The organism is Streptomyces sp. HNM0645, from assembly GCF_030056615.1.
GTDB lineage: Bacteria > Actinomycetota > Actinomycetes > Streptomycetales > Streptomycetaceae > Streptomyces > Streptomyces marianii.
Map to the genome: position 1 here is coordinate 1 of NZ_JASHLT010000100.1, position 4,612 is coordinate 4,612.

Here is a 4,612-nt window from a genome sequence, read left to right on the forward strand (position 1 = left end):
CGCCAGCGACGACTCCCGCGGCTCCAGCCTGTTGAACCGATACACGAACCGTTCATGCAGCTCAGCCAGCCCAGACGACCAACGCCGGACATCCGCCGGCACCACATCCCACCCCATGCCCAGCACAACGATCCGACTGCCAAACCGTCACGGCAAAGACCGTTGCAGTACTAGGCGTGTGGCGAGAGTAGCGCCGTCCGCCCGGAGGGCGGGGCCCGCGACGTCCGGTGCGTCCGATCGCAAGGCGGAGGGTCATCCTCGTACCGACCGTACCCGGATGAGTCCGACAACGCAGCGAGGGTGCGTGCCAGGCGTCGCGGGCTGGGAGCGACTCTCGCCAACCTCACGAGGCGATACACCTGCACCCAAACAGGCAACGTTCGCCGCTCCTTGACGGGCAGACGTCGCCTGCCGGGGCACTGGCGGACACCACCGGACGACGCCAAGCGCTCGTCCTCTCCCCTGCAACGAGGACACGATGCCCCCCATCAAGGTGCTGTACGGGCAGCCCACGCCCGAGGAACTGGCGGCCCTGCTCGCCGTGCTCCAGGCCCGCACCGCCACGGCAACCGCGCCCGAACCCCCCGACCGCTCCTCCGGCTCGTCCTGGGCCGACCCCGCCACCGCTACCGCCCTGCGGCGGCTTCCGCTCCCCGTCCTGGTCAACCACGTCTTCGGCACACCCCACACGACGGCCGAGCACCGCCCCAACCCGGCATGACCCGCGAGCCAGCCGTGTCCACGGCGGCCGCCCCCGGCGCGGTGGAGCGCGGGCCACCTCATGATCGGTTAGGGGCGTCAACCGGAACGAGGACCAGCCGGCCGGTTCGACGCGAGGCACGGTCCGGCCGGGACGTTGTCGATCACATGCATACTTCCTCCGCACGGCCGCCGTCCCGGACCACCACGTCCGGGACGGCGGCCGTGAGAGGGGCGCCTTCACCTACCCGCGTCCACCGCCACAGGGGCTCGATGGGCAACGGAGAACGTCGGCGCTCGCCCCGAGCCTCATGTGACGCCCTGCCAGCCGAGGAGGGAGCCAGGAACGACGCCCAGGAGCCCGCACGCACAGGCCCGTAGCCGCAGAGCGGCGGTAACGGGAAGGCCTATCGGCCGCTGAACACCGGGAGGTGCAGCGGTGCTCGGAATGAGAGCAGGCCCAGCATCGGCACAGGGGTGTCGCCCGTGGCCGCCACCGCGCGCGGCAGTGCCCGGGCCGCTGATCGCAACGCCGTCGCCGCTTCCATCCGAGCCATGGACGCGCCGGGGCAGCGGTGGGGCCCGGTTCCGAACGCAAGGTGCCGCCGGACGTTCGCCCGACGGGGGCACATCTGCTGCGGCCGTTCGAAGACGTCCGGGTCCGTTCCGGCGCTCATCAGCATCAGCAGAAGCGGGCTTCCAGCCGGCAGTCGCACACCACCGAGTTCAACCTCGCACGCTGTGATGCGGCGCCAACTGGTGACCGGTGGTTCGATGCGCAGTGTTTCCTCCACCCACGCCTCGGCGAATCCGCGTTCGCGGCCGGCCCGTGCCCAGGTCTCCGGCGCTTCCAGCGCTCGCCGCAGCACGGTGGCGATCAGCTGCCCGGTGGTGGACTGCCCGGCGATGAGAACGAAGAAGCACACCGCCACCGCCGTCGCCGGATCCAGCGGCGTCCCGTCCTGCCGGAGGTGCCGGGACAGCGCGCCGATCAGGTCGTCCTGCTCCACCGAGCCGGCGGACACTCTGTCCGACAACCATCGGTGGAACTGTGCCACCGACTCCGCCAGAGTCACCTGACGTTCGGGAGAGGGCCGGCCCCAGAAGAGCTCCAGAGCGTCATCGCTCCACCGCCCCAGCGTCGCGGGGTCGACCCCGCGCACGCCCAGGACGTGCATCATGACCAGGCGGGGCAGGATGTGCGCATAGTCGGCCACCAGGTCCCCGGGCTGTCCTCTGTCCAGGTTCCTCCCGATACCCTGCAGTAGCCGGGCCGCGGTTTCCTCCGTGACCCGCGCTGCTGCCGCCACCCGATCGGCACTGAAGTAACCGGCGGTCAGGCGGCGCAGAGCCTTGTGGTTCGGGCCGGAGTTGTCGGCCAGGGCGGGCGGCAGCGAGAACCCGGCCTTGGCAAGTACCCGCAGAGCAGGCAGGGACAGGGCGGTCACCGCGGTTTGGGCGTTGTCCGGACGGAAGCAGGCGGTGTCCAGCAGAACGTGGCGGACGTCTCGGTAGCGGCTGACCACCCACAACCCGGTTCGCGGGTCGAAGTGCACAGGAGCTTCCTGCCTCAGCCGGGCGAGCCAGGGATAGGGTGCCTGCACGAAGCCCGGGTCGAACAGGTCCAGCCGGGTCGTCATAGGCCCTTCCTCGGCGGTGGGTTGGTCGGCGGCGAGCCGCGCCACCCGGCACCTCGAAGGCACTCTTCCCAAGGCGCCCGCTCAGGCACTCCTGGGGCGCGCTGCTGCGCCGGTACGGCTCGCGCTCGAACCCTAGCATCCGTGGATCGTTCAACAATGCCCTCCTGGGTCTGCCCGCGCACGCCACACCACGTCGCGTTCGACGACCGCTTCCCCACCCACGCCGGCCCCTCGGGCCACGACTGCGTGCGAGGTGCTCGGTTCAGCGGCCGGTTGGCGGCGGGCCTTGACCCAAGGCCTGGAAGTTAGCGTTTCCGCAGGTCCTGCAAGCATGTTGAGGGGTGGAGGCGAAAGCACAACGGAGCTCGTTGGTACAGGCAGTCGACCAAGACAGCTTGTACGTGAGGAGCTCCGTTGCGGATTCATTCTGCCCTGCCGTCGGTGCTGACGGCCATCACTCGTACGGTGACCGTGGCCGCGGGCCGGTTTGCCCCGGGGCACTTGGGAGAGCTGACCGCCGTGGTGCCGTTCGAGCTCGTGGACTCGGTGCTGGCGGAGACACGGACGGTGCAGCGGCGGCTGCGTGATCTGCCGTCCCGGGTCGGGATGTACTTCCTGCTCGCGATGTGCCTGTTCCCTGAGGTCGGCTACCGGCTGGTCTGGGACAAGCTGACCAGCGGTCTGGCCGGGATACCGGTGGCCTCGCCGAGTTCGAAGGCCCTGCGGGACCTTCGCCGGCGGCTGGGGGCCGCGCCGGTGCGGTCGCTGTTCGAGGTGCTTGCCGGGCCGCTGGCCCGCCCGACCACGCCGGGGGTGCGTTTCGGCGCCTACCGGACCGTGTCCTTCGACGGCTGCAGCTCGCTGCGGGTATCCGATTCGCCCCGCAACCGGGCTTGGCTGGGGCGGACGGCCCATCACGGCTATCCCACGCTGGAGCTGATGACGCTGGTCGAGACCGGGACGCGGTCCCTGATCGGCGCGGTATTCGGCCCCACCGACGAGGGCGAGACCGCCTACGCCTGCCGACTGCTGCACCTGCTGCACCTGCTGCACCTGCTGAAGCCCGACATGCTGGTGCTGTGGGACAAGGGCTTCGACGCCAACGCCTTCCTCGCCCAAGCGACCGCGACCGGCGCGAAGGTCTTGGGCCGACTCCGCAGCAACCGCCGCACCCCGGTCCTGGCACGCCTCGACGACGGCTCCTACCTGTCGGTGATCGGCACCGTGGGCGTCCGGGTCATCGATGCCGAGGTCACGGTGACCTGCGCCGACGGCACCGTCTTCACCGGCTCCTACCGACTGGTCACCACCTTGACCGACGCCCGCCGGCACCCCGCGGCAGCGCTGATCAACCTCTATCACGAGCGTTGGGAACACGAGAGCGCGTACTACGCGTTCCGCCACACGATCCTGGCCGGCCGGAACCTCCGCTCGGGCGACCGGGCCGGCCTCGAACAGGAAATGTGGGCCCTGCTCACGCTCTACCAGACCCTACGGGCCGTGATGATCGAGGCCGCCGAGTCCGTCCCCGGCACCAACCCCGACCGCTGCTGCTTCACCGTGGCACTCCAGACCGCCCGTGACCAGGTCGTCCAGGCCGCCGGGATCGTTCCCGACGAGCAAGGACGCCTCGGACTGATCGGCCGCCGAGTGATGGCCCGCCTCCTTGCGCCCCGCCGCCACCGGACCAGCACCCGCAAGGTCAAGTCGCCGATGTCCCGCTACAGCGAGCGACACGACGACGGCCGCCCTGACCGCAGCCGCACGATCACCGACCTCGCCGTCACCGTCCTCGAACCCGGCCCCGAACAGCCACCTCTGGCCACCGTCTCCCGCGATGACCGCCACACTGTTCCAGCCCAGCGCCGACGGCATCGCATTCTCGCCCTGCTGCAGGACGACCCGACTCGCCTGTGGAGACCCGCGGAGATCGCCGCCCATTTCGGCGACATNGCAGCGGAAATACGCTACCTTCCCGGCCTTGGGTCAAGGTCCACAAACGACGCGAAGCGTTCCCACAGTGGCTGCCCACCAACAATTACCACTGCGGTCACACCGCGCTGAAAGGCCAACCACCCGCCAGCCGCGTCCCCAACCTCACAGGGCAATACAACTAGTACTGCAACGGTCTTTGCCGTGACGGTTTGGCAGTCGGATCGTTGTGCTGGGCATGGGGTGGGATGTGGTGCCGGCGGATGTCCGGCGTTGGTCGTCTGGGCTGGCTGAGCTGCATGAACGGTTCGTGTATCGGTTCAACAGGCTGGAGCCGCGGG

At 69.7% G+C, this 4,612-nt stretch carries 2 protein-coding genes and 2 pseudogenes; 3 read left to right on the forward strand and 1 reads right to left on the reverse strand.

Going from position 1 to position 4,612, the window contains the following annotated elements:
• Positions 1–478 precede the first annotated feature (478 nt).
• Positions 479–721: an acyl-CoA carboxylase epsilon subunit gene (locus tag QMZ92_RS35575; protein WP_283302052.1), complete on the forward strand. Its 243-nt coding sequence runs from the start codon at positions 479–481 to the stop codon at positions 719–721.
• A 385-nt stretch (positions 722–1,106) separates the two neighbouring features.
• On the opposite strand, the gene QMZ92_RS35580 is transcribed toward QMZ92_RS35575, so the two are convergent.
• Entirely contained in the window at positions 1,107–2,339 is a 1,233-nt protein-coding gene (locus tag QMZ92_RS35580) for a cytochrome P450 (RefSeq protein WP_283302054.1), read from the reverse strand.
• Between the two features lie 471 nt (positions 2,340–2,810).
• On the opposite strand from QMZ92_RS35580, the pseudogene QMZ92_RS35585 reads away from it, so the two are divergent.
• Positions 2,811–3,833 (forward strand): annotated as a pseudogene (locus QMZ92_RS35585) (IS4 family transposase); the annotation flags it as partial.
• 512 nt (positions 3,834–4,345) lie between these two features.
• Positions 4,346–4,456: pseudogene (locus QMZ92_RS35590) on the forward strand (IS481 family transposase); the annotation flags it as partial.
• Positions 4,457–4,612 lie beyond the last annotated feature (156 nt).